Raw genomic sequence first — 25,956 nt, forward strand, 5'->3', positions numbered from 1 at the left:
GAAAAAATGATTTTCACGATTTAAGGAGGGCAAAATGAAAAGAGTAAAACTAACAAAGTTGTGGAAACTTAGTTTAGCGTTATTTATTTCGTTAGCGAGTATCGGAACCCTAATAAATTCAATGGATTTATTAGCTAGTGAAGAATTCGATATAAATGAAACAATAACAATGAATGAAGAGAGTACACAAGCAACGATTACTTTGGATGTAAGTAATATAGATGAAAAATATACAATCCAAAGTATTCAAAATCCAGATGGTTCAGTTATGGATGTTGTAAATGATCCATCCTATATGGTTAAGGAGAATGGTTTATATACATTTGTAGTTAGCTATATAGATACTACTTCTGAAGAAGTGGAAGAGTTAATCTACAACAAAGAGGTAGAAGTTACTCAAATAGGAGTAGATGAACAGAAAGAAGAAATGAAAACTACTGATAAAGTAGAGTCAAAACAACCGAAAACAGTAACAAATCCAAGTGGGGATAGTCTAACGGTTGAATTTGAAAAAGATGGGGCTGCTAATGTTGATTGGTCAGATGCATCACAAGTTGACTGGAATTTCTATGGTACAGAAAAAGTTGTTATTACAGCAGTTTTTTCTGGAAAAGGAAATGATAAAGTTAGAGAAATTGATATTGATATACCTGATGGATATCAGATAATTGGTTACTCAGCTAAATCTGGAACAACTTCACAAAATGGAGAATCAATTTTAACAACTACTGAAGAAGTACAACAGGCAATGGAAACTAGTGTACTTACATCACAAAATGGTGGTGCTTTTGGTAGTGAAAAAGTGGATGGATATAAAACTACTAGTAATGTTGATTATACTGAAGCTAATAAAAGTGGAAAAATTAAATATACATTTAATTCAGATGCAGATACTGTTGTATTAACATTGCAGTTAGGTATTGATAAAAAACTATATGATTATTCTGATACAAGAGAAGAGTATTCTGATGCACAAGGAACAGTAAGTGAAGGAACGTCTAATGGAAAAGTATTAGAGGATTTAAAAGTTACACAGACATCAGGCAGCCAAGTGTTAGAAGAAACAACAAATGCAAATGTTAAAAAAACGATTGAATCAATGTATTTACATACAGATGGAAGACAGGAGAATATCTATATTGATGATGATGGACTTTCTCCAAATTTTAAACCTTATGGAAAACAGATTCATTATGGTAATACCGTAAATACATTTAATATGATGGTTGATGAACTTGTAATAACTTACAATTATCCTGAAGGTGCACAGTTTGTTGGTATGCCAGAAGACACTACATTTTCAAAAGCAGCAAATATGACATATGTTGATGATCCAGTATCTAGAACACTTACAGTTACCTATACAAACTTTGTGGCAAGTGGACCAATTTATGATGTTGTTCAACCATTGTTTAAATTGGACGGAGATGTATATGGGACAGATGGAATAAAAAATCCAACTGCAACTTTTACTTCAACGATGGCTACAAAAGTATATGGTAATGAAAACTACTATATTACAAATAGTTCGTTTGTAACTAATCTAATTGATAAAGATGTTCCATTAACGATTGTAGGATATGATCAAAAAGTATATGATTATAAACTTAATGGTTATGAAGATGGCTATCAATTTTTAGGTAATTACTCGGTTACAAATCCATCTTATGTAAATAAAGAGGATATAGATTTGGAGTGGACATTTGACAGCAGTCTGGGAATTCGAATTGTAAGATTAGCATTACCTACTGGAACTAAGATTTCAGATGTGAAAATATATACGACAAAGAGTCCAAGTGGAATATCTTTAGCAGATATGAAGAGTATAAATTCAACTACTGGTGAAGGTGCAATTATAGACGCAGATAAATTAGGGTTAGATAACGATGACTATATCACAAAGGTTGAAGGTGTAATTGATTCCTATACTGCACAAGCAAACAATAACGTGGCGTGGGCTATGAAAACATTTGGATATTGTGCGTATGGAAGTATTCAAAATGGTAGTGGAGGAAGCCATACTCTTACAATTGATGGTGTAACTGCTACATCAAATATTACCACGACACCAGATCGAATAATTAATGGAGGTCCAGTAACAACGAATACATTAAAAGGAGCATATTATCCTGGTGATTCAATTTCTGTACAAACAAAATTTACAACATATATAAATACATATAATCGTTCAAAACAAGTTACTGATGATTTTCTTCAAGATCCAAATGTATATATAAGAGTACCAGAGGGGTTCTCGCTGGATGAAACTAGTCTGAAACTAACGTGGAATAATACAGATGTAACAGACGAGGCGACGTTAGTCAGTAAGTACGTAGATACTAATGATGGAGCTACTGTTTATAAATATTCATTCACTGATGAATTTAGTGTGATGGTAGGAGTTCAAACAAAAGGTGATTCAGCAGGATATAATGATAATATTAATCTTACTGTAGATTTCAACTTAAAAGTATCAGTTAATAACCAGGGTACAGCTGCAATTCCTTTGAGGGATATTGTGATGGTAGAGGGAAAAGGAAATTTTGTTGGTTATGATGGTCACCAAAATTATATTCGAACTGATGATTTTGGATTAACATCAACTGGGAATAATTTAATGGCACCAGATACAACACGAACAATTACAGTGGTAAAATTACCAGAACTTCAAGTATCTTCAGGTATTCGTGTGAAAGACTCTGGAAATAGCTTTTCTACTTATGATGGTAGCGATAGTTCAATTGCTGGATTATCTAGAAGTAAAAAAGCAGAAATAGAAATTTCTTATTTCAATAATGCACCTAATACATTTGGAACTGCAAGTATTTATTTCCCGATTCCTAAAGAAGGGAAAGATTATGGTAAATACTTTAATAATAAAGCATTAAGCGATCCGATTAATAATCCGGATTCGGCACCATTTACTTGGAGCGCAAATCTTACTGGAGAAATATCAATTCCAGGATTTACAACATATTATGCAACTGATGGATCAGAAAATACAACGGCAAATGATGGAACGGCTGATTGGGAAGCATTTGAACCAGCAAGTGGATGGAAAACATATGCACAAGTATCAAGTAATTTAGATAAAGTTGTATTTGTTAAGTTTGTAGCAAATAACCCAATCACATCAGGAGCTACAGGTTCGTTTACTTTTGAACTTGAAGTAGCCGCAGACTCACCAGTAGATGAAATTAATTACTGGAGAACATACTCAAGTGCAATTGCCCAAGGCTCTACAACACCATCATGGGTAGTGGGTTCAGTGTTGGCAGCCAGCCCATCAATTGGTGAAATTAGTGGATTGGTATTCTATGATAACAACGCAAATGGAAAATATGATATAGGGATTGATGCAATCTATACAGGTAGTGATTTAACAATAAATCTTACTGAAAAAGATGGAAAGATATCAACTACACCATTAACGATTAATAGTGATGGTACCTACTCAATTGAGCAATTGAAAGAGGGAGACTATACCATTAGTGCAATTAATAGTGATAGTGGAAATTACCATTTCTCTAAAACAACAGCAAGTACATCAAGTGTAATAGGAAGTAATGTAACTGCAAATGCTACGCATACCGAAGGTAAGTATACAGGTATGATAGTAAAAGCAGGAGATACTGAAACATATACAAATGTAGGAATTGGATTAGTTTCTAAAATTGATACTAATTACGAATTTGAAGAGCGAGTAATGAATGACTTAACACTTAGTGGAAAAGCGAAAATAGTAATATCAGGAACGCAAATTGAGCATAATGGTACACTAATAAATAATGCATTCCCACAAGAAACATTTTCAATAACACCAAATGTAGTATTGCCAGAAGGTATGTCATTTGTTGGATGGCAATTATATAGCGTAGATGGAAGTAACGTTAAAACTAAAATTGGTGATGTAATTTCAAATTCAGACCTTAAAGATACCGCAATTCCTTCTGTAGCAAATGGGTCTAGTTTGCTGGCAAAAGCAGTGGTAAGTTATGGACCAATCATTGATGCATCTAATCTTACAAAATATGTAGGAGATAGTGTCAATTTATTAGATGGTGTAACTGCTACAAATGAAAGTGGTAGTTCGATTACCCTAATTACAGGAGTGCTTGGAAATACTGAGGTAAACCATAGTATCCCAATAGCAGGAAATGAATATACAACAGCTGGAACTTATGAAGTAACTTATAAAGTTAAAGATATAACAACAGGTTCTTCTAGTACAAAGGTTCGAATTGTAAAAGTACATGAAGCACCAACAGTAACTGCAACACACCAAGAATACTTCATAAGTGATACAACGATTATGAGTTCAGTGTTGGCAGATCCAAGCGCAACTTGGAAAGAAGCACAAGCAACTGTAGGCTCAACACCATTAGTGCATACAATTAATGGGCCAGCTACTACAAAAGGTGGAGCGAATAAAATCAAAATAGAAATTAGTGGACCTAGTACTGACTTTAGTGTAACAGGCGAATATGAGGTAACATATACAGCGACGGATACAAATGGAAAAACGGGAAGTAAAACAGTTGATGTATTAATCTTATCTGATAATGCAAAACAATATGATAAGCTAACAATTGATGCACAAGGGTTTACGGTTAAGAATGCAGATGCAAAAGACTTAACTGAAACGATTGTGAAAAGCAGTACTCATGCAGGAGTAGTGGCATATCAAAAGACAGTAGATGAAAGTGATAATGTTACTGGATATACAAATATCACAAGTGATGTAACAATTAAAGCATCACAGTTAAGAGAAATTCAGGATGCTCCTATTAGTGGTGGTATCTATGATCTTACATTTACTATTGAAAAAGATGATAAAACGGTATCAATAACGGTAAAAGTGGTAGTGGAAGGTACAACAACACCAGAACCAGAGCCAACACCAGATGGAGATGAATTAGCGATTAGCGCAACATCATTTGTTCTTGAAAATAGTGAAGCAGCATTACAAAATGATGTTTCAGTAATTACAAAAGGTAATGCAACAGCAGTTCTTGTGAAGGCAGGAAATGAAATTAGCAATATTACAGTGGATTCAACACAACTAGCAGCTATAAAAAGTGTAAATGAAGGTGGAGGAATCTTTGACTTAACTTATACAGCAGAAGATCAAGGTATAACTATTTCTACAACCGTAAAAGTTATTGTTAAAGGAATTGTTACACCAGAACCAAAACCAACACCAGATGGCGATAAACTGGCAATAACAGCAAATGGATTTATCATTGAAAATGCAGATGCTTCATCTTTGAGCACAACAGATGCAAAGACAAATTCAAATGTTGTAGCATACTTAATAAATGCAAAAACTAATATAACTGATATTACAGTAGATACTGCGCAGTTAGATGCAATCAAAGCTGCACCTGAACAAGGTGGATTCTATGAACTAACATTTACTGCAAAAGATCAAGGAGTAACAAACTCAACAACAGTAATGGTTATTGTGAGAGGGACTAGTACTCCTGATCCAATCCCAACACCAGATGGCGATAAGTTGGCAATTACAGCAGAGGGATTCAGAATTAAGAATGTAGATGCTGCAAAACTTACAAGTGTAGCAGCGATTACAAAAGGAAACGCATTATCTACATTAGTAAAATCTGGTAAACCAATTACTGATATTACAGTGGATGGAACACAGTTAGCAGTGATTCAAGCAGCACCAGAAGGTGGAGGAATCTATGATTTAACGTATACTGCGAGGGATCAAGGGAAAACAATTACAACAACAATAAAAGTAGTGGTAGAAGGAATCAACACACCGGAACCAATCCCAACACCAGATGGTGATGAATTGGCAATAACGGCAGAAGGATTTACAATTGAAAATGCAGATGCATCATCATTAAGTGATACAACAGCGAAGACAAATTCAAATGTAAAATCAGTTTTAGTAAAAGCAGGGACTAATATAACTGATATTACCGTAAAAACTAGTGATATGGATGCAATCAAAGCAGCACCTGCATCAGGTGGAATTTACGATTTAACCTTCACTGCGAAAGAGCAGGGGAAAGAAATTTCGACAACCGTGAAAGTGGTTGTGAAAGGGACAACAACTCCAGAACCAAAACCAACACCAGATGGCGATGAGTTAGCTATTAGTGCACAAGGATTTACGATTACAAATGTAGAAGCAAAAATTCTAACGGATTCTTCTGCAATAAATAATGGAATTGCTAGTGCGTGGTTAGTGAAGTCTGGAAAACCAATTACAAACCTTAAAGTGGATGCAACTCAATTAACAGCAATTCATAACGTAGGAGTAGCTGGTGGAATCTATGATTTAACTTATACAGCTGAGGATCAAGGAGTCACAATTACAACAACAATAAAAGTAGTGGTAAGAGGAGTGACAACCCCAGAACCAGTCCCAACGCCAGATGGTGATGAACTGGCAATCACAGCAAAAGGATTTACAATTGAAAACGCTGCAGCATCTGGATTGGATGCAACAGTATCAATTACGAATGGAACAGCAAGCGCATGGTTAGTGAATGCAGGTACAAACGTTAGTGACCTTAGTGTAGACACAGCACAACTAGCAGCAATTAATGCAGCAGGTAAAGAAGGTGGAATTTACGATCTTACGTATACTGCAAAGAATCAAGGGGTTTCAATTACAACAACCGTGAAAGTAGTAGTAAAAGGAACAACTACACCGGATCCTAAACCAACACCAGATGGTGATAAATTAGCAATTAGTGCAAAAGGATTTATTCTAGAAAATAGTGAAGCATCAGGACTAGATAATGCTTCATCAAAAACAAAAGGTCAGGTTGAAGCGTGGTTAGTAACTGCAAAAACAGCAATTACGGATATAACAGCAAAAGCATCAGATCTTACAAAAATTCAAAATGCACCAAAATCAGGTGGAATTTATGATTTAGCATATACTGCAAAAGATCAAGGGATTGATATCACTTCGACAGTTAAGGTAGTGGTGAAAGGAACAACAACTCCAGAACCAGTCCCAACCCCAGATGGTGATAAGTTGGCAATTACAGCGCAAGGATATATTCTTGAAAATAGTGATGCGGTGTCATTAACAGATGGAACAGCAATTACAAATGGAAGTGCAAAAGCATATCTAGTAAAGACTGGAACAGCAATTACGAATATTACAGTTGATGCAACACAGTTAGCTACAATCAATAGTGTTGGTTCTGCAGGAGGAATCTATGATTTAACTTATACGGCTGAAGACCAGGGAGTAGTGATTTCTACGACTGTAAAAGTAGTGGTAAAAGGGATTAATACACCAGAACCAACTCCAACCCCAGGTGATGATATTCTTGCAATTACGGCGAATGGATTTGTCATTGAAAATGTAGATGCAAGTTCATTAACTGATACAAAAGCAATTACTACTGCAAGTGCAGAAGCATGGTTAGTAAAAGCAAATTCACAGGTAACGAATATAAGTGTTGACCAAAAAGAATTAAAAGCGATTCAAAATGCTCCAAAAGCAGGAGGAGTCTATCTGTTAACTTATACAGCAGAGGACCAAGGTGTAAGTGTTTCTACGACAGTCAACGTATTAGTGTTGCCTGCAAAAGGTGATCCTATAGGACGTGTAGCAATCGATGCATCTGGATATGTCCTTTCATATGAAGAAGCACTAGCACTAACCCAAGAACAATCAATTAAAGATGGTAAAGCAATTGGTTATGAAGTAATTGTGGATATAACTGGAAAGATTATAGATATACAAACAATTAGTGTAACTGTTGATAAAGTACAGTTGGCTGAAATCAATGCAACAAGTATTGATGGTGGAGAGTTTAAGCTTAAATACTCAACTACAAATGGTATTGATACAGCAGAAATTGAAGTAACCGTTTTAGTTAATCCTAAAGATAGTGAAATTGATAAAGATACAAATGTTGTATTAAGAGCACAAGGGTTTGTTCTTGAAAACAGTGAAGCGTCTTTATTAAATACTGAAAAAGCAATATCTTCAGCAAATGGAAATGCACTTGCATATAGAGTGGATTACACAGATGGCGAAGTAACAGGACGTACTGATTTAAGCGATAAAGTTACAATAAATACTGATGACCTTAAAGCGATTCAATCTGCACCAGTAACTGGTGGAATTTATGAATTGAAATTTACAGTGAAAGATGGTGGAATCACCGTTAATAAAACCGTCAAAGTGTTAGTAAAACCTTTGGGTAGTGTAAGTGATAGCAGTGAAAGTGTAACAATCTATGCAAATGGATTTACATTAGAGTATGATGTCGCAGCAACTTTAACTGATGCAGATTCTAAGACAAAAGGAACTGCACTTGCATATAAAGTAGAATATGATGACGATGGAGTTATTACAGATATCAAGCTAGCTACAAAAGAAATTACAGTAGATCAAACAGAACTAAAAGCAATTAACTCTGCGCCAACACAAGGTGGAATTTACGACTTAACTTATACAATTGAAGATGGTACTAATAAAGCTTCAATTACCGTGAAAGTATTTGTGAAACCAAAACATATGATTGAAGAAGATGTTCTTGTATTAGGAGCAAATGGATTCACGATAAAGAATAAAGATGCTGTATCATTAGATGCTGCAACTGCAATTCTTCAAGAGAATGGAAATGCTTCAGCGTTCAAATATGTATATGATGCAAGTGGTAACCTAATTGGTTATAGCGACATTACATCTAAGATTACAGTGGATGCTAAAGAATTGGAAGTTATCAACAAAGCACCAAAAGAAGGTGGAATCTATAATCTTACATTCTATGTCACAGATACTGTGAAAAAGGATGGGAAGGATGTAGAAGTAACTTTAGAGAAAACAGTGAAGGTAGTAGTAGAGGGTACTACAACACCTCCAGTGGTTGCTACTCCAGATGGTGATGAGCTGGCAATTCATGCTGATGATTTCACAATCAAATACACACAGGCAAATACATTGGATGATACACAAGCAACGGTACTATCAAATGTGGAAGCGTGGTTAGTGAAAGCAGGGACTCCTACAGAAGTTAGTGTAAATGTGGAAGAACTTGAAGTAATTCAAAAAACACCAAAAACTGGTGGAGTATATGATCTTACATTCTATACCCAAGTAGAAGTGGATGGAAAAGTTGTGAAGAACCAAGTTACAATTAAAGTAACAGTAATACCAGAGGAAGAAACAACTGGTAAACCATCAACTGCACCAACTACAAATGGTACAAATACTCAAACTACTGGTAATGGAGTAGATACAGGTGATATGACAAATATGAATTTATATCTTGGATTCGCATTTGTATCACTGAGTTATTTGGTGTTTAGACGTAAAAATAAAGGGGCAAAAGAGTCGTAAAAGGGAAAAGGTTAGTCGAAAAAACGAACCTTTTGGCTACTCAATGTGTCTTACATATGGAAGATACCCGCCCTTCAAAAAATCTTTCTATGAGGGATATTGGACTAAAAACAGGTTGTACAGCCTGTTTTTTGTCTTTTTAGTCAAAAGAGCTTAGCAACGTGTTAGGTGTGATTTGAAAGGTTTATGATGAAATTCTTGAAGAAATTTAAAAAGTTTCTTAGAGTGGCTTATTTGAAGTGATAGAGTCTGTTATCACCTTACAAAAGATACAAGTTTATGGTAGTATCATGAGCGATGCGATTTTTATGATTAATATTGTATTTTGGTTGACTTGTGGTATAATAATATGGCAATGAAAGGAGGATGTTGATATGTTAGATGTTTTATTAATGACTGTTGCAGTTGCTATTATCATCCTTTCGTTATTACAAGGTGGTAAATCGGATGGAATCAGTGGTGCTTTTACTGGTGGTGAAGGTTTGAATTTATTTGCCAACGTAAAAGAGAGAGGACCAGAGAAAATAATAGCAAGAATTACTTTAGCGTTAGGTATTGTTTTCTTTATATTAGTAATATTGATAAGAAGAGGCCTATAAGGTCTTTTTTTTATCAAATTAAAAAGTAAGAAATATTTAGGATAAAGTAAACGAATTGATAATAAATAAGTATGAGAAAAAAAGAAAGGGGGAAAAGTATATGGATTATATGAATCTAATAATGGACATGATTCATTCAACGAAATATCGTGGTTTGGATGTGGATGGATTTAAACAAGCTTTTTCTATAGAAACAAGTAAAGAATTAACCGCACTTATGAAATCACTTAATCAACTAGAGAATGAATACATTATTATTCAAAATGAAAAGAATCAGTATTTCCCTTTAGAGAAATTAGGATATTTTGTAGGTGAATTAAGAAAGAACCCAAAAGGATTTGGGTTTGTTGAAAATGGTGAACTAAGTGTATATGCCAATCGTTATGAAATTGCCAAACTAATGGATGGTGATGAAGTATTAGCGAGAATTATTCACAACCCTGATGGTAGTGCTGAGTGTGAGATTATTAAGGTAATATCACATTCCAAACATACTGTAATTGGGGTAATCAAGAAACGTAACAATCGTACTTGGTTTTTACCAGATACACCAATGCCGGATCAGAAGTTTAAAATTATAAACTTAAAAGATTTTAAATTGGTGAATGATACCAAAGTTCAGTTATATATTGAAAAGTTTGGAAAGACATTAGAATGTAAGATATTACAGATTCTTGGACATAAATACGATCCGGGAATTGACATTTTAAGTATTCTGTTAGAACATGATATTGAACCAGCATTTCCTAAGGTTGTATTGAACGAAGCCAATGCAGTTAGTGAAACTATCTCTGAAGCGGAAAAAGTTGGACGTGTAGATTTTACACAGGAATTAACGATTACAATTGATGGTGCAGATTCTAAGGATTTAGATGATGCAATCAGTATCAAGAAGAAGGGAAGAAATTATGAGCTTGGAGTTCATATTGCTGATGTGTCTCACTATGTAAGACCAGGAACAGCAATTGATAAAGAAGCTTATAAACGTAGTACGAGTGTCTATGTAGTAGACAGAGTGGTACCAATGCTTCCACATATTCTTTCGAATGGTATTTGTAGTCTGAATGAAAATGTGGAACGATTGACCTTATCTTGTGTGATGGAAATCAACCTAGTTGGTGAAGTTGTTGACTATAAGATTGTGCCATCTTTTATTAAAACAAGAAGAAGGATGACCTATACCGATGTGAATCGAATCATTGAAGGTGATATTAAAACACGTAAGAAGTTTAAAGAAATACTTGAGATGGTTGAAGATGGATTAACGTTATCAAAGATTTTACGTAAGCGAAAAGAAAAACTTGGTGAAATTGATTTTGATAAGAAAGAAAGCAAGATTATTGTTAATAGTAAAGGTAAAGTAAAAGATATCGTTTTACGTGAACGTAAAGAAGCGGAGCGAATGATTGAAGACTTTATGATTGCAGCGAATGAATGTGTGGCAAGTCATACCAAACATCTGCAGTCACCAAGTATCTATCGTATCCATGAAACACCAGATCCTAAGAAGATGAGAGAATTTGCTTCTCTATCAAGTGCTCTAGGGTTTCCACTGAAAGCAGATGTACAACACGTATATCCTAAGCAGTTACAGGAATTACTGAGCAAGGCAAAAGGTGCGGATTCGTTTGACGTATTATCTACGTATATGTTACGTAGTATGCAGAAAGCACGCTATGATCGAAATTGTCTAGGACACTTTGGATTGGGACTGGAAGAGTATACACACTTCACATCACCAATTCGTCGTTATCCAGACTTGATTGTACATCGGATGTTACGTAAGTATTATTTCAATAATGTAACGGATTTGGAAGAAATACATAAAGATGAAGAGTTTATTGAAGAAGCTGGAGAACATACATCAAAACAGGAGCGCAATGCAATTGAAGCAGAACGTGATGTGGATGATATGAAAAAATGTGAATACATGGAAGATTATATCGGACATAAGTTCAATGGTGTAGTGTCCTCAGTTACTCGATTTGGAATGTTTATAGAATTAGAGAATACAATTGAAGGTTTAGTGCATGTTACCAGTTTAAAGAATGATTATTATCACTATGACGAGCAGGCGAAAGCGCTTGTTGGTGAAAATACTGCACATATTTATAAGATGGGACAGAAAGTTGTTGTGAAGGTTGTTGATGCATCAAAGTTTAGAAAACAGATAGATTTTGAAATCGTTAACGGAAAGGAATAACAATGAAAAAGATATTTCTATTATTACTGGCATTTACTTTAGTTGCATGTTCTTCTAGTGAAGATACTGCAGATAACACAAAAGATGATTCTAAAAAGGATGAAACCAAACAGGAAGAAGAAGTAAAGGAAGATGAAATTGTTGATATTTCTTTTTCGGCTGTAGGTGATAACCTGATTCATGGTGCAATTCCTTACTATAATCAAACTGCTGATTTACAGTATACATTTGATTATATTTATGAGCCATATAAAGCACTGAATGAAGGTGTTGATATTTCTTATATCAACCAAGAAACAATTTGTGCAGGACAGGAGCTTGAGTTGTCAAGTTATCCAACCTTCAATGGGCCATACGAGATTTTAGATGCAGTACATAGCGCTGGTTTTAACTGGTTGTCTACTTCTAGTAATCATACAATGGATCGTGGAGAACAGGGAATCTTAAATCAGTTGAATTATTTGTCGAAGTATCCTGACTTAACGGTTACAGGAACCCAGGCATCAGCGGATGAAGGAAGAACCAGAATCAAAGAAGTAAATGGTGTAAAAGTAGGAATGGTTGGTTATACCTATGGATTGAATGGATTTGAAGTTCCAGAAGGTAAAGATTATCTGGTAAACTTAATTGATAAAGATTTAATCAAAGAAGATATGGAATTACTAAATGAACAAAGTGATATTCAGATTGTCAGTATGCACTGGGGTGAGGAATATCAGTTTGAACCTAGTACAGAGCAAGAAGAGTTAGCACAATATTTGAGTGATCTTGGTGTTGATGTTATTATTGGAGGGCATCCTCATGTAATTCAACCAATGGATTATCTTGAAGGTAAAGATGGAAATCAAACACTTGTTATGTACTCACTAGGTAATTTCTTATCAGCACAAGATGAGAATTATCGAATGCTGGGTGGAAATGCAAGATGGAATATTTCCTACAACAAAACAACAGATGAGTTTGAATTCAAAGATGTAGAATTTTGGCCAACAATAACGTTGATTAAAAATAACTATGCATATTACCAAGTATATCCATTAAAAGATTATACGGATGAAATGGGTAATGAGCATACATTGCATGTAACTAAAAATCAGGATTTATCAAGACAATATTTTATTGATCTAGTAAATTCAGTTATGAATGATAAAGTAGAAATTGTATATTAGAAGGAGGTAACGATGCGAAAGGTAATAACCTATAATCGAAAAGCAAAACATGATTATTTTATCGAAGATACTTTCGAAGCAGGTTTGGTACTGCATGGTACAGAAATTAAATCTATTCGCAAAGGATCAATCCAACTAAAAGAATCATTTATTACGTTTATTAATGGCGAAGCATTCATTAAGAATATGTATATCCCTCAGTATGAGTTTGGAAATCAATTTAATCATGATGAAGTAAGAGAACGTAAGTTACTTTTACATAAACATGAAATTAAAAAACTCCAGCAAAAAACAAGATTACAAGGATACACAGTAGTTCCACTTTCACTTTACTTGAGTAAAGGAAAAGCAAAGATGGAAATAGCTCTTGCAAAAGGAAAAGATTTGCATGATAAACGTAATGTGGAGAAAGAGCGAGACGCAACACGAATGATGCAGAAAGCTCTAAAAAGATCATATTAATATGCTATAATAGTTTCTGTTATAGCATACCTATGGGGCTGTAAAGGTTTCGACAGGAATACGTTTGGTATTAACTGCAGTCGTGTGACCCACGTAAATCGTCAATCCAATTTAACTGGAAAAACTAAATTATCAAGCTTCTTTGGTGGAAACCAAAGTGTAGCTTTCGCTGCTTAATTTAACCTAAAAACTGGTTTGCAGCCTGATGTTGTTGCGTAGCTTTCCGTTTCAATATCTAGTACAGATGAAAGATAAGGCAGTGTGCTGATCTAGAGCACTGCTCGAAAACTTAATAGATCACATTAATAGATTATCGGTGTTTATAACGTACTATTAATTATAAGAATAAACTAAACTGTAGAGGTTAATACGTGGGACTGTTTTTGGACAGGGGTTCGACTCCCCTCAGCTCCACCATAAAGTAAAAAAAGCAATCAGTGCACTTAATGCATTGATTGCTTTTGTTATCTTTCGATTAATTGAAACTTAATGATTTGACTTCCTTGGTTGTTTTATCATAATCAACATCTATATTTGCTGTATCACTTGTTAAATTAATGATAGTTTTACCACTATCGAACACGGAAGTATCTGATTTGAACCAATCATTTAAAGTGGACTCATCGATTTCCATAACATCAACACCATTGTACTCAGCAAAGCCACTATTAACATACCTATAGTCAAATCTAATGTTCTTAATAGTTCCTGATTGAATCGCCTGTTGATATTCTTCATTAATGTCAGCTTGATTTCCAAACCAGTCAGTAGTGACAGAAATTGATACGGTAGATTTACCATCAGTATATTTCAAAGTGAATGTTACAGTGTTCATTTTTGTGCTAATAGTTCCTTGATTAAACGAACTTTCATTTAAAGTTAGATGTCCTAATGATTCGACAGTATCAGAACCATCAAAAGCGATATCTTCACCGGCCAATGTGACAGTTGTTGGTAGTTCTATTGCTTCTTCATCTTTTTCTTTTTCTGCAGCTTCATTGTTTGAAGTGCCAGTACTGCAGGCACTAAATAATAGTGCAATAAATAATAAACTAATAATCTTTTTCATTTACTTATATCCTCGTCTCCAGATTATATTATAAATGACCTGGTGTAATTTAGAAAGGAATATTTTTAATGTGAAATAATTCTTTTGAATTTATTAGGAATTTTTTCAACTAAAGTAAAACTACTATTGGAGGAATCTTCTATGAAAGAAGTAACTCTTTGTGTAGATGGTGAACGGAGGATGTTATGTACGAGATTATTCTTGTACTATGCTTGTTGGTTATTATAATCAAGCATAATAATTAATTGATAGTAAGCCATCTACACAATAAAAGGCACATTGTAACAAGCAATGTGCCTTTCTTGGCTGATAGTAAGCCACTGTCAATATTATAACTTAGTGGAATCAATAATTCAATAGATGTAGGATTTCTTAACATCGTACATGGGAATGAAAAGTTATATAGTGAATGCATTCAAACTATATAACTATTTTGTTACTTTTCTTGCTAGAATTCACTGTACTTTCAAGTATGAAATGTTATACTCAATAGTATGTGGATATGATTGGTAAGAGGAAGTAAGAATAAGGAATAGTATAGTGAGGTAGAAGATGAAGAAGACAAAGATTATATGCACAATTGGGCCGAAAACAGAAAGTCCAAAGATGCTTAGAGAATTGGTTAATGCAGGAATGAATATCGCAAGAATAAATTTTTCTTATGGTGATAATGAAGAACATATAAGAAGGATTAATGATATTAGAGAAATGAATAGAGAATTAAACTCGGGGATTGGAATTTTAGTAGATACTAGAGGACCTGAAATTCGTTTAGGTGATTTTGAAAATGCCTTTGAAACATATAGTAAAGGTGAAGAAGTTACAATTGTGAAAGAGAAGATATTGGGAACACATGAGAAGTTTTATATTCATCGTCCAGAACTATTTGATGTTGTATCTGTAGGTGATGTTATTTTGATCAATGAAGGAATCGTGAAGTTAACTGTTATTGATAAAAACGATAAAGAGTTGAGATGCAGATTTGAAAATCCAAGTACAATTGAAGGAAAGATGAGATGTAATATTCCAAACATTGAATTGGATTTACCATTTCTTTCTGCGGATGATGAGAGTGACATTCGCTTTAGTTGCGAAATGAAAGTAGACTATATTGCAGTATCATTTACTAGAACGAAAGAAGATGTTTTAACAATTCGTAAAATATTGGCAGAAGAGAACTGTGAAGATATTCAAATAATTGCGAAAATTGAAAATCAAGAAGGTTATGATAACCTTGATGAGATACTAGAAGTGGCTGATGGTATTACAGTTGCACGTGGAGAATTAGGAATGGCTGTATCAGTTGAAAATGTTCCTATTTATCAAGAACGAATGATTACAAGAGCAAATGCTTTAGGTAAGCCAGTAATAACAGCATCACATATGATGGAAAGTATGCAGCATAATCCTAGTCCTACTAGAGCTGAAACAAGTGATGTTGCTAATGCGATTTTGGAGGGTACTGATGCAATTATGCTTTCTGGAGAAAGTGCCATTGGTATGTATCCAATTGAAGCAGTAAAGACAATGGTGATGATTACAGAAATCAATTGATACAAGTAAACAAACGGGGGATGATGCCATTGGAATATCGGTAGCGAATACAGTTTTGGTTTTAGATGTAGCAGCAATTGTAGTGTTTACGGCAAGTGGAACCAGTGCAAAACGAATTGCGAAATTCAGACCTGCATGTCCCGTGTATGCGGCAACGTTTGATGATCGAACAAGAGATAGTTTAGCAATCCATTGGGGTGTAACATCAGTTGTTGTTGAAAAGTTCGATGAAGTAGATAAGGAAACAAAGTTGGCAAGAGATATTGCATTAAGCCATGGATGTAAAAAGGGTGATGAAATTATTATTGTTACTGGCTATCCTTTTGGGTCAAATGCAACGAATTCTATGAGAATAATAGAAGTATAATAACGATAGAAATGTTAAAATGACAGTAATGGAGGTAACCAGATATGAAAGACTTATATGAGAAATTTGCATATGATTATGATGAGTTTGGTGCCATTGAAGAATATTTAGGTGATGAGAAACGTTTTTTTGAAGAAGTGTTTCAACAATATAAAGTGAGTAATGTGCTTGATTGTGCCTGTGGAACTGGACAACATTTATTAATGTTATTACAGTCTGGATTCCATGTTGCTGGATCGGACTACTCCAAATCAATGATTGAAGTTGCCAAAAGAAATTTAGATGGTTATGGATATAAACCAAAACTGAAACAATGCGATTTCAGATATCTGGAAAAGGTGTTTGATGAAACCTATGATGCAGTTATCTGCCTTACCAATTCATTACCTCATTTGCATAGTGATGAAGATCTTGTTACTGCACTAATATCAATGAGGAAACGAATAAGAGAAGGTGGAATCCTAGTTTTAAGTTCTGGAACGACTCATGCTACATTGCAATACCCACCTATTGAAGTGGTAGTAAATCGACAAGATTTTTCTCGCGTGTTTGTAAAGGAACATGATGAACAATTTCAAACAATTCACATTGTAGATTTATTTCATGATGAACATCATGTAGAAAGTAATCAATATGATATTAAATATCGGTTATTGTTGGATGAAGATTATAAAAAGTTACTACAGGAAGCAGGATATAAAAAGATAAATATCTATGGTGATTATAGTCAAAATCCATATGATAAGAATAGTATGAAGTTAATTATAGTAGCTGAAGTATAGAAGGTAAAAGGGAGAACTTATGAATGCATTTATATTACTGATACCACTTATACTTATAAGATATGGACTTCCATATTTTTTAGATAAGAAAGCTTTGGTACGTGCAGCACACTATCCACCTTTTGATAATGATAAGAAAATATTCTTATCATTATATCAACTTGCTACGATAGTGTTATTGATCATTCCATTCTTTTTGAAAATTCAACCTGTATCAGCAATCACATATGTGGGATATGGAATTTATGGTTTAGGAATTTTAATTCTAATTCTTTCAACTATTAACTTTGCAAAACCAAATAGTAATAATTTAAATACAAATGGATTGTATCGTTTTTCAAGAAATCCAATGTATGTAGGTTACTTTGTGTATTTCTTGGGTTGTGCATTAATTACACATTCTATTTTGATGTTTGTGGTATTAGTTATATTTCAGGTTTCATGCCATTGGCTTATTTTAGCTGAGGAGAAGTGGTGTCTCAATCATTTTGGTGATGAATATAGGAATTACATGAAAAGTGTAAGGAGATATTTGTAAATAATATAGAAATTGTATGGTGGAATCTATCATACTTTTTTATTTTCATTGGGTCTTATGGTATTATATATTTAATGGAATATACTGTTAATTAGAAGATGGAACTATTAATAGGAGGGTAGACAAAATGGAGGAAATAAAAAAGATTTTAGATGAAGTGGTTGAAACACTTTCTTCGGTAAATGGAGTGCAGGCAATTGTACTTGGTGGATCAAGGGCACGGGGTACAGACACAGTGGATTCTGATATTGATATTGGGATTTACTATGATGCAGATAAATTAGATATACCTGCACTAAATGTTGCTGCAAGTAAAATGGATGATACTCATGGTGAAGATTTGATTGCATTACCTGGTGAATGGGGTGAGTGGGTCAATGCTGGTGGTTGGTTAATGATTGACAACTATCATGTTGACTTTATTTTGCGTGATATGAATCGAGTGGAAACGATTGTGAAAGAAAGCCAGGAAGGAATTGTAACCCCACATTATCAGACAGGGCACCCACATGCTTATATGAGTGTGATGTATCGAGGAGAATTGGCAATCAGTAAAATTCTTTGGGATGCGAATGGTAGAGTAAGTGAATTGCAGAAAGTAGCAATGGATTATCCATTTGATTTGAAAGTGAAACTTATTGAGTCATTTATATTTGAGGCAAGGTTTTCTTATATGTTTATTGAGAATAATGTAAATAGAGATGATATTTATTATGTAACAGCACATATTGTTCGAGTGATCTCTGCTTTGAATCAAGTGTTGTTTGCATTAAATGAAGAGTACTGTTTGAATGAGAAAAAGGCCGTTCGTATGATTGAGACATTTCCAATAAAACCAGTGCGATACAAAGACAAAGTGGATGAGATATTCAGAGATGTTGGTATGAATGTAGGTAATGCATCATTACGACTAAAGAAGCTTATTGATGAAGTGACATTATTATTTTAGATAAAACTACAAAACTGGAAGTTTGCTTTTAAGGTAAACTTCTTTTTCTTACTGATATTTCCAATCTGAATACAGAATTATACAGATGCATTGTTTCAAAATTCATTTATTATATAATAAAATCAGACTAGAGTTTTAGGATTGTGATAGGTGAAAAAAGGAGAAACATATGAAAAAGAATGGATATGTGAAGTATGGAAGAGATTCGATAGCTGTAGTTCGTACTGGTGAAATTATTAAACTTGATACTATAAAGAAAGCAGAAGTGAGAGTTCTAACACTCCAAGAAGTGACTGGTAATGAAAGCGAGAAGGTAAATGTTTTTCTGAATATTGAAAGAACGGATTCTACTCCTACAATCATTCGGCTAAACTTAAAACCATTGGTAAAGGATACTCATGATTTTCATGAGTATATTCGAGAAGCTCAAGAAATTACTAATGATATAATAGAATGCAAAAAAGCCTCAATTTGATTTGAGGTTTTTTGTTGACAAAGAAAAACAATTACCTTTTTTAGGTAACTGTTCCGGTAAACATATACGATATCCCTGTTCTATCTTGCTTCCTTTGTTTACACCTTGATTCTATTCCAAATATCAAAATGTGTAAATCGTTTTATTGGAAAGTGGAATTATTGGGTTCATATATGGAAGAATCAATCCTAATAAAACAATTAGTATTTATTTGCTATTTTTCAAGGAAATAATGACTACGTATATTGATTGAATTTTTTTCTTTCTTATAAGCATATCTTGCGATAAACGTTCTTGCTGCAAGTATTGCAATTGCAGTAATGATAGCTACAGTGATAAATGAAATAAACAATAGATTGTCATCATAAATATCAACAGCAACCATTGCATAGATTATAAAATTTATGAAGATTAGTGCAAGGATTGCAATTAGACTATAGGCAATAATACTGTATTTCTTTGGATGCGTAATAATAAACTCGTTATCACAGTATGGACACTTTGGTGTCGTAAATGTATATTTATAAGTTAAGTAGTTCTCAATTGTGATATCCCCTTCACAATTGGGACAAGGTATATTCTTCTTTTCCATCTTTCGTCCTAACCTCCCTGAGTAAAGCAATTATACCATATGGAATATCAATACAATTGAATAGACAAATGAGAAGTATAATGGTATGACGCAAAAAGAAACAAAATGAATGATTATGAAACATATTGATTGACTATGACCGAAAGTGGTGGTATATTGAAAATGGATAAGGATTGACATAGAGGTGAACAAAATGGCAAGAATCAATATAGAAGGATCACAGAATGTAGAAGTAAGTGTTAGGATTCCAAGTGAGAAAACGCCACAGGAACAATTAACAATTATGGAGGCTTATACGCAGGCACATAAGGATGGTGCGAAGTTAGATAAAGCACAAAGAGAGATTAATTGTCTGAAGACAATTTTCCCTACTTTATTTCGTTCTGTTGAAGATGATGACTTATTGGCAGGACGATTGGATTTTTTACCAATCGGTTTTGGTAGCGTTACAAGTATTGGTGGAGTGGGTCACTATTGTGTGTTTCATAAGTTACGTGCGTTCAAAGATGAACTAAGTAGTGATGAAGAAAAGAAACGTGTAGATGAGTTGTATCATTACTGGGAAGATCATGATGTGAAAGCTATTTATTGCCAGGATGTTTTAAATGATACAACGACAGGACGCTTTATTGATTGTCATTATCCTTTTATGGCAACCGCTCGATTAAGTGGAATGATGCTGAATTATCGTAAACTGTTAGATAATGGAATCAATGGTCTAATCGATATTATGCATAAGCAAAAGCGAACAGCATTTATGCAGTCATCTATCGAAAGTATACAGTTATTAAAAGAAGTAATAGAGCGTCAAAAAGAACTAGTGAAAGATGCAATGAATAATGCAGATGGACAACGTCAAAAAGATCTGCAGTTAATGTATGATGATTTGGGTTTTATCAAAGAACGAAAACCAGAGACATTTCATCAGGCACTACAATTGTTTTGGATTTATGCGTTATGTGCAGGAGTCATCAACTATGGCCGAATGGATATTGTGTTAGGACCATATCTGAAACGAGATATTGATAATGGATTGATTGATGAAGATGAAGCATATCGTTATCTGAAATCATTATGGCTGATGATTGAAAACAGAAGAACGACAGTGAATGGAAGAATTATAGTTGGTGGTTATGGTAGAGAAGATGAGGAAGCATGTGATTTGTTTGCGAAAATCTGTCTTCGTGTCTGTAAGGATACACGCTATGTAGAGCCACAGTTTACTCTAAGATTAACTAAAGATACACCAGAATACATTAAGGAAATGGCATATGATTGTATCGCATCAGGGGCTACATATCCAACTTTATATAATGATGAAGTAAATGTACCTGCAGTAGAATATGCTATGCGAGTAGATCGTAAGACTGCTGAGCAATACATTCCCTTTGGATGTGGTGAATATGTTATTCAAGGAAAAAGTGTAGGGACACCAAATACCTTGTTGAACCTTTTGAAAATCCAGCAGATGGTATTAAATGAAGGTAGAGATCCAATGGATGGAATTGTGAAGTCAGGTCCAGTAACTATTCCTAAAGTTTCAGAGTACAAAACGTTTGATGAGTTCTATACTAAATATAAAGAACTATTAGAGTACTACTATGATTTAAGTGTAAAAGCACAAATGCATAGTTATACAGTTATGAATGAACAAGTTTCATTCTTATTCAACAGTATTTTAATGGACGATTGTATTGGTAGAGGGAAAGCATTACTTGATGGTGGTGTAGAGATTCTTGGTGGTACCAATGAAACATATGGAAATATTAATACTTCAGATGCACTTTATGCAATTAAGAAATTAGTGTTTGATGAAAAGAAATATACATTGGAAGAATTAAATACAGCAGCATTACATAATTTTGAAGGATACGAAAAAATTCAGCGAGATTTATGGAATGTTCCTAAATATGGAAATGATGATAGTGAATGCGATGAGTTGGCAAATGACTTATATGAGCATGTCGCTAAGGGGATCCGTCAGCGTGGAATTGAAAATGGCATGGGGTATTATCTGATTGTAATTAGTAATAATCAGACCAATACGGATTGGGGGCATGAAACCGCAGCATCACTTGATGGAAGAAGAGCAGGTGTCTATATGAATCCTGCCAACAACCCTCAAGGGGGAGCAGCGAAGAATGGACCTACAGCAACCTTAAATTCATTATCAAAATTCAATGCGAAATATCATGGAGGTAGTGTACAAAATATTAAGTTTACACCAAGAATGATGCATGATGATAAAGTAAAAGTACAGGCATTATTTGATACCTATTTCAAAAGAGGTGGTTGTCAGTTGATGGTAACTGTTGTAGATCATGGAATTTTGGAAGATGCACAAAAGCATCCAGAGAAATATCCGGATCTGATTGTAAGAGTAGCAGGGTATAGTGCAGTATTTGTGAATCTTACAAAAGATATTCAAGAAGAACTGTTAAGTAGGGAATTGTATGATTAACGTATTTAATATAGAACGATTTGCTACACATGATGGCGATGGAATACGTACGGTTGTATTTCTGAAAGGCTGTCCACTTCATTGCCCATGGTGTGCCAATCCGGAATCATGGGATCCTAATCCACAACTATTGTATGATAAAAAGAAGTGTATCAAATGTCGAGAATGTGAGAAACATTGTAAGAGTGGTGCAATCTATTTTAAAGATAATGAATTTCATTATGATAAAAACAAAGGTGACTTATGTAAGGAGAGTATTGAGAATTGTCCTACTGGTGCATTATCAATTGCAGGTGAACCAATGAGTGTAGAAGAAATTGTGTATGTAGTAATGAAGGATATTGATTATTATGAAAACAGTAATGGGGGAGTTACAATTTCTGGGGGAGAACCTTTTACTCAATATGAAGGGTTACTTGCATTATTAAAAGCATTCAAAGATAAGGGTTTAAATACTGCAGTAGAAACAACAGGACATTGTGATTCAGAACAGTTCAAAACAGTTGAACCATATGTGGATACTTTCTTATTTGATATCAAACACTTAAATTCTCCTTTATTAAAAAAGACAACGGGAATCGATAAGGATAGGGTAATGGCAAACTTCCAATATATCGCAAATACCTGTCCAAACAAGATAGTAATTCGTGTACCCGTTATTCCAGGTTTTAATTATGATGATACATTCTTAAATGAAGTTATCATGTTGGGAAAAGAAAATAAAGTAAGAGAGATTAATTTGCTGCCTTACCATACGCTTGGAAAAAGTAAATGGGATCAGGTGATGAAAAACTATTATTCAGATCAGAAGATGTTAGATAAAAAAGCATTGGAGAAATATAAAACAATTGGACAAGAGATGGGAGTGTATGTGAAAATAGGAGGGTAATCACAACGACTATAAGTGAGGTATCTATGTTATCAAAAGAACGTAAATTTCGAATTATGAATATACTAAATGAACAGACATTTGTGACAGTTAGTGAACTGACCAAAAAGTTAAATGCATCACGTTCTTCTATTAATCGTGATCTGATTGATTTAGAGAAACAGGATTTGCTGCAACGTGAACGCGGAGGTGCTACGCTAAAAGATGCAATGAGTATGGTGTCGGAGCTGAATGAAAAACCAGTGTTTGATAAAGAGAATATTAATGCAGAGGCAAAAAAATCAATTTGTGATTGTGCCGCATTAAATATCAAGGATGGTGACTGTATCTTTATTGATTCAGGAACAACACCTGCATATCTGCTTCCACATCTAGCAAAGAAGAAGATTCAGATTGTTACTTCCAGTATTTATCTGATTCGCAAATTACCAGCTTCATTTCAAGGGGATATCTATTTGTTAGGTGGTGCATTTGATCGAAAGTATGATATGTCACTGGGACCAATTACTTTGGAAATTATAAATCAGTTTAATTTTGATCATGCATTTCTAAGTTCGAATGGGATAAATTTAGAAAATGGAGAAGTCTATATTTTTGATTTTGCTGTAGGTGCAGTTAAAAAAGAAATCATGAAACGATGCCATAGAAATTATTTATTGGTAGATGATTCAAAGTTTACAATCAAAGCCGTATGTACATGGGCATCAATTAAGGATTTTACGAAAGTATATGTAAATGCTGTTCCCAAAGAAGTAGAGTGTCCTGATAATTTTATTATATGTAATGAAACATAAGTAGAAATGTTTATGTTAGAATAGAGGCATAGGTCAATTTTGACCTATGCTTTTTTAGGGGGATTATATGCTTGATATAGAATGTTTAATATTTGATATGGATGGTTTAATGTTTGACAGTGAAAGAATAGCAACAATTTCACTGCGAGAAGCTGGAAAGAAATTTGGTTATGAAATCAAAGATGAAGTTCGAAATCAGTTACTTGGAAGAAATAAAAATGATGGAATTCGAGTGATGAAGAATACTTATGGAGAAGATTTTCCTGTAGAAGAAGTATTTAAGTATAGTATGGTTGTACGTGACCAATATATAAAAGATAATGGGTTGCCAATAAAAGAAGGGCTCATGGAATTGTTAAATTATGCCAAGGCCAAAAAGATTAAGATGGTAGTTGCATCATCATCCAGTCGTGATGTAATTAAAGCGAATTTGTCGCTCACCAATACTACATCCTATTTTGATGATATTATTGGTGGTGATGAAGTAGTAAATAGTAAACCAAATCCGGAAATATTTTTAAAAGCATGTGAAAAGTGTGGAGCAACTGCTGATAAGTCACTTGTGTTGGAAGATTCAGAGAGTGGAATATTAGCTGCGAAAAATGCAGGGATTAAGGTTATCTGTATTCCTGATATAATTACTCATCCTAAAGAAATAAATGATATAGCTTATAAAGTACTGAATAATTTAGAAGAAGTAATAGAGGAAATTAAATAGATTTTCTCTTTTTTAAAATTTGGAGGAATGAAGCATGAATAAATGGTTTACAGTAGAAACAATTGATGATTACACATATGCAATTAGTGAATACAAGCATTGGGAACAGGTGCATAGTTATCTGCTGGTTGGTAAGACAAAAGCAATACTGATTGATACTGGATTAGGTGTAGTTAATATCAGAGAAGTAGTGGATTCACTTACATCGCTTCCTGTTTTGGTAGTGACAACACATGTGCACTGGGATCATATAGGAGGGCATCAGCATTTTAAGAATATAGCAGTACATAAAGATGATGCAGAGTGGTTAAGTAAGTTTCCATTACCACAGCAACAAGTACAGAAAGATATGATGAAAGAAGATTGTGAGTTTCCTGAATCTTTTAAAATAGAAGATTATAAACCATACCAGGGAGGTGCTTCGAAACTGTTAGAAGATGGAGAAGTAATTGTATTTGATAATCGAGAATTAGTTATTATTCATACTCCTGGTCATTCCCCAGGTCATATTTGTCTATTTGAAAAGGCAAGTGGATATTTGTTTAGTGGCGATCTATTATATAAGGGTTATCTGGATATGTTTTATCCATCAACGAATCCAATAGACTTTTATGCATCAGTAAAGAAGTTAAGAGATTTTCCAGTTAAGAAGATTTATCCAGCGCATTATGAGATAGGATTGGATTCACAGTTTATTGAAGAAGTAATAAAAGAGTTTCAAAAATTAGAAGCAGAAAATAAGTTGTATCAAGGCTCAGGAGTTTATACATTTAATAATTTTGGATTTCATATGTAAGGTACAAATTCTTGTGTTCTATTGACAAAATTGGCATTTCATGTTATTTATATAATATAAATAGAAAGAAAATATTATATTAACTATTTCATTTATTCTTTACTGTAACTGTGGATCTGATGCATGGATGGCAAGGCAATGTATTGTTGGAGGGAAAGGGATTAGACAGGCGAATAACAAAATTGGATAGAACATCTTT

General features: G+C 34.0%; 18 protein-coding genes and 1 other RNA gene. 17 read left to right on the forward strand and 2 right to left on the reverse strand.

Annotated elements, in window-relative coordinates; genetic code table 11:
* The first annotated feature begins 34 nt into the window (after positions 1-34).
* The 6 genes from J2S15_RS10525 to ssrA all read left to right on the forward strand — a co-directional run bounded on the left by J2S15_RS10525 (position 35) and on the right by ssrA (position 14,190).
* Complete coding sequence (locus tag J2S15_RS10525; RefSeq protein ID WP_307408064.1) at positions 35-9,340, forward strand: beta strand repeat-containing protein; 9,306 nt, start codon at positions 35-37, stop codon at positions 9,338-9,340.
* Between the two features lie 374 nt (positions 9,341-9,714).
* Complete coding sequence (gene secG / locus J2S15_RS10530; RefSeq protein WP_307408065.1) at positions 9,715-9,939, forward strand: preprotein translocase subunit SecG; 225 nt, start codon at positions 9,715-9,717, stop codon at positions 9,937-9,939.
* A gap of 100 nt (positions 9,940-10,039) precedes the next feature.
* Positions 10,040-12,142, forward strand: coding sequence for a ribonuclease R (rnr, locus tag J2S15_RS10535; RefSeq protein ID WP_307408067.1), 2,103 nt, complete (start codon positions 10,040-10,042; stop codon positions 12,140-12,142).
* A gap of 2 nt (positions 12,143-12,144) precedes the next feature.
* Positions 12,145-13,311, forward strand: a complete 1,167-nt coding sequence (locus J2S15_RS10540; RefSeq protein WP_307408069.1) for a CapA family protein — start codon at positions 12,145-12,147, stop codon at positions 13,309-13,311.
* A gap of 12 nt (positions 13,312-13,323) precedes the next feature.
* On the forward strand, positions 13,324-13,773 hold the full coding sequence (smpB, locus tag J2S15_RS10545; protein ID WP_307408071.1) for an SsrA-binding protein SmpB: 450 nt from the start codon (positions 13,324-13,326) through the stop codon (positions 13,771-13,773).
* Between the two features lie 34 nt (positions 13,774-13,807).
* Positions 13,808-14,190, forward strand: a transfer-messenger RNA (tmRNA) gene (gene ssrA / locus J2S15_RS10550).
* A 58-nt stretch (positions 14,191-14,248) separates the two neighbouring features.
* On the opposite strand, the gene J2S15_RS10555 is transcribed toward ssrA, so the two are convergent.
* Positions 14,249-14,842 (reverse strand): hypothetical protein, encoded by a 594-nt coding sequence (locus J2S15_RS10555; protein WP_307408072.1) that lies wholly within the window; start codon positions 14,840-14,842, stop codon positions 14,249-14,251.
* A gap of 552 nt (positions 14,843-15,394) precedes the next feature.
* On the opposite strand from J2S15_RS10555, the gene pyk reads away from it, so the two are divergent.
* The 6 genes from pyk to J2S15_RS10580 all read left to right on the forward strand — a co-directional run bounded on the left by pyk (position 15,395) and on the right by J2S15_RS10580 (position 19,507).
* Positions 15,395-16,396, forward strand: coding sequence for a pyruvate kinase (gene pyk, locus J2S15_RS10560; protein ID WP_442319964.1), 1,002 nt, complete (start codon positions 15,395-15,397; stop codon positions 16,394-16,396).
* Positions 16,397-16,451: 55 nt separating this feature from the next.
* On the forward strand, positions 16,452-16,763 hold the full coding sequence (locus J2S15_RS20375; protein ID WP_442319965.1) for a pyruvate kinase alpha/beta domain-containing protein: 312 nt from the start codon (positions 16,452-16,454) through the stop codon (positions 16,761-16,763).
* A gap of 44 nt (positions 16,764-16,807) precedes the next feature.
* Positions 16,808-17,545, forward strand: coding sequence for a class I SAM-dependent methyltransferase (locus J2S15_RS10565; RefSeq protein WP_307408074.1), 738 nt, complete (start codon positions 16,808-16,810; stop codon positions 17,543-17,545).
* Between the two features lie 19 nt (positions 17,546-17,564).
* A complete protein-coding gene (locus J2S15_RS10570; protein WP_307408076.1) occupies positions 17,565-18,083 on the forward strand; it encodes a methyltransferase family protein in 519 nt (172 codons plus the stop codon).
* A 127-nt stretch (positions 18,084-18,210) separates the two neighbouring features.
* A complete protein-coding gene (locus J2S15_RS10575; protein ID WP_307408077.1) occupies positions 18,211-19,032 on the forward strand; it encodes a nucleotidyltransferase domain-containing protein in 822 nt (273 codons plus the stop codon).
* Positions 19,033-19,201: 169 nt separating this feature from the next.
* Positions 19,202-19,507, forward strand: coding sequence for a hypothetical protein (locus J2S15_RS10580; protein WP_307408079.1), 306 nt, complete (start codon positions 19,202-19,204; stop codon positions 19,505-19,507).
* 214 nt (positions 19,508-19,721) lie between these two features.
* Here J2S15_RS10580 and J2S15_RS10585 read toward each other — a convergent pair whose 3' ends face one another.
* Complete coding sequence (locus J2S15_RS10585; protein ID WP_307408081.1) at positions 19,722-20,099, reverse strand: hypothetical protein; 378 nt, start codon at positions 20,097-20,099, stop codon at positions 19,722-19,724.
* Positions 20,100-20,292: 193 nt separating this feature from the next.
* On the opposite strand from J2S15_RS10585, the gene J2S15_RS10590 reads away from it, so the two are divergent.
* The 5 genes from J2S15_RS10590 to J2S15_RS10610 all read left to right on the forward strand — a co-directional run bounded on the left by J2S15_RS10590 (position 20,293) and on the right by J2S15_RS10610 (position 25,757).
* Positions 20,293-22,560 carry a pyruvate formate lyase family protein gene (locus tag J2S15_RS10590; RefSeq protein ID WP_307408084.1) on the forward strand — a complete coding sequence of 756 codons (2,268 nt, stop codon included), beginning with the start codon at positions 20,293-20,295 and terminating at the stop codon, positions 22,558-22,560.
* The gene (locus J2S15_RS10595) at positions 22,553-23,449 is read left to right on the forward strand and encodes a glycyl-radical enzyme activating protein (protein ID WP_307408086.1); all 897 of its coding nucleotides are present in this window, start codon (positions 22,553-22,555) and stop codon (positions 23,447-23,449) included. The genes J2S15_RS10590 and J2S15_RS10595 overlap by 8 nt, the downstream gene beginning before the upstream one ends.
* Positions 23,450-23,475: 26 nt before the next feature.
* Positions 23,476-24,243, forward strand: a complete 768-nt coding sequence (locus tag J2S15_RS10600) for a DeoR/GlpR family DNA-binding transcription regulator (RefSeq protein WP_307408088.1) — start codon at positions 23,476-23,478, stop codon at positions 24,241-24,243.
* Positions 24,244-24,310: 67 nt separating this feature from the next.
* The gene (locus tag J2S15_RS10605) at positions 24,311-24,961 is read left to right on the forward strand and encodes an HAD family hydrolase (protein WP_307408089.1); all 651 of its coding nucleotides are present in this window, start codon (positions 24,311-24,313) and stop codon (positions 24,959-24,961) included.
* A gap of 34 nt (positions 24,962-24,995) precedes the next feature.
* On the forward strand, positions 24,996-25,757 hold the full coding sequence (locus tag J2S15_RS10610; RefSeq protein WP_307408091.1) for an MBL fold metallo-hydrolase: 762 nt from the start codon (positions 24,996-24,998) through the stop codon (positions 25,755-25,757).
* Positions 25,758-25,956 lie beyond the last annotated feature (199 nt).

The sequence above is a fragment of the Breznakia pachnodae genome (assembly GCF_030814225.1).
Classification (GTDB): domain Bacteria; phylum Bacillota_I; class Bacilli_A; order Erysipelotrichales; family Erysipelotrichaceae; genus Breznakia; species Breznakia pachnodae.

Bases quoted from the DNA above. Each gene is read 5' to 3' on its own strand.
- J2S15_RS10585 (WP_307408081.1), bottom strand. From the start codon at position 20,099: ATGGAAAAGAAGAATATACCTTGTCCCAATTGTGAAGGGGATATCACA.
- secG (WP_307408065.1), top strand. From the start codon at position 9,715: ATGTTAGATGTTTTATTAATGACTGTTGCAGTTGCTATTATCATCCTT.
- smpB (WP_307408071.1), top strand. From the start codon at position 13,324: ATGCGAAAGGTAATAACCTATAATCGAAAAGCAAAACATGATTATTTT.
- J2S15_RS10540 (WP_307408069.1), top strand. From the start codon at position 12,145: ATGAAAAAGATATTTCTATTATTACTGGCATTTACTTTAGTTGCATGT.
- J2S15_RS10590 (WP_307408084.1), top strand. From the start codon at position 20,293: ATGGCAAGAATCAATATAGAAGGATCACAGAATGTAGAAGTAAGTGTT.
- J2S15_RS10555 (WP_307408072.1), bottom strand. From the start codon at position 14,842: ATGAAAAAGATTATTAGTTTATTATTTATTGCACTATTATTTAGTGCC.
- J2S15_RS10570 (WP_307408076.1), top strand. From the start codon at position 17,565: ATGAATGCATTTATATTACTGATACCACTTATACTTATAAGATATGGA.
- J2S15_RS10525 (WP_307408064.1), top strand. From the start codon at position 35: ATGAAAAGAGTAAAACTAACAAAGTTGTGGAAACTTAGTTTAGCGTTA.
- J2S15_RS10610 (WP_307408091.1), top strand. From the start codon at position 24,996: ATGAATAAATGGTTTACAGTAGAAACAATTGATGATTACACATATGCA.
- J2S15_RS10565 (WP_307408074.1), top strand. From the start codon at position 16,808: ATGAAAGACTTATATGAGAAATTTGCATATGATTATGATGAGTTTGGT.
- pyk (WP_442319964.1), top strand. From the start codon at position 15,395: ATGAAGAAGACAAAGATTATATGCACAATTGGGCCGAAAACAGAAAGT.
- J2S15_RS10575 (WP_307408077.1), top strand. From the start codon at position 18,211: ATGGAGGAAATAAAAAAGATTTTAGATGAAGTGGTTGAAACACTTTCT.
- J2S15_RS10605 (WP_307408089.1), top strand. From the start codon at position 24,311: ATGCTTGATATAGAATGTTTAATATTTGATATGGATGGTTTAATGTTT.
- J2S15_RS10595 (WP_307408086.1), top strand. From the start codon at position 22,553: ATGATTAACGTATTTAATATAGAACGATTTGCTACACATGATGGCGAT.
- J2S15_RS10580 (WP_307408079.1), top strand. From the start codon at position 19,202: ATGAAAAAGAATGGATATGTGAAGTATGGAAGAGATTCGATAGCTGTA.
- rnr (WP_307408067.1), top strand. From the start codon at position 10,040: ATGGATTATATGAATCTAATAATGGACATGATTCATTCAACGAAATAT.
- J2S15_RS10600 (WP_307408088.1), top strand. From the start codon at position 23,476: ATGTTATCAAAAGAACGTAAATTTCGAATTATGAATATACTAAATGAA.